The organism is Acidimicrobiales bacterium (genome assembly GCA_030747595.1).
GTDB lineage: Bacteria > Actinomycetota > Acidimicrobiia > Acidimicrobiales > MedAcidi-G1 > UBA9410.
Map to the genome: position 1 here is coordinate 1 of JASLKK010000045.1, position 553 is coordinate 553.

1 protein-coding gene and 1 tRNA gene are annotated in these 553 nt (G+C 44.1%); both read left to right on the forward strand.

Annotated elements, in window-relative coordinates; genetic code table 11:
* On the forward strand, nucleotides 1-316 hold a 316-nt coding region (locus tag QF777_11970), incomplete at its 5' end, for a hypothetical protein (GenBank protein ID MDP6912254.1).
* A gap of 32 nt (nucleotides 317-348) precedes the next feature.
* Nucleotides 349-425: transfer RNA gene (locus QF777_11975), tRNA-Pro, on the forward strand.
* Nucleotides 426-553: the final 128 nt, after the last annotated feature.

Here is a 553-nt window from a genome sequence, read left to right on the forward strand (position 1 = left end):
GGCTGCGCTAAGCGGTGATTACGACGTGGTCAGGATTCAAGCAGGCAAGGACGTTATTGAGGCTATTCATGTCCATGAACCTGCGGCCATAATTCTTGATTTACAAATCGGCAATATGGGTGGTGTAGCAGCTTGTCTTGAAGTGCGTTTAGAAAGTCGGGCGGGAAGAATTTCGGATCAAAAAGTTTTTCTGTTATTAGACAGAGAAGCTGACATCTTTTTAGCCAAAGAAGCTGATGCTGATGGATGGTTTGTGAAACCGATTGACCCATTAGCTTTACAGCATTTAGTGGTGTCAGAGACTATTAATCAATGACTGTTTAACTTAACGTTTTCAATCAATCTTTTCGGGTAGTGGCGCAGGTTGGTAGCGCGCCTCGTTCGGGACGAGGAGGTCGTGGGTTCAAATCCCGCCTACCCGACCAAATGAAATCAGATTCATCTACGTCTTATCAAATTATTTGACTCTTTGAATTTGACGGCGTAGAAATAGTCCGTGACCGCTTCTACTGCTTCTGGGATAACAATCGCCGAACAAGATTTTGTTCTATTG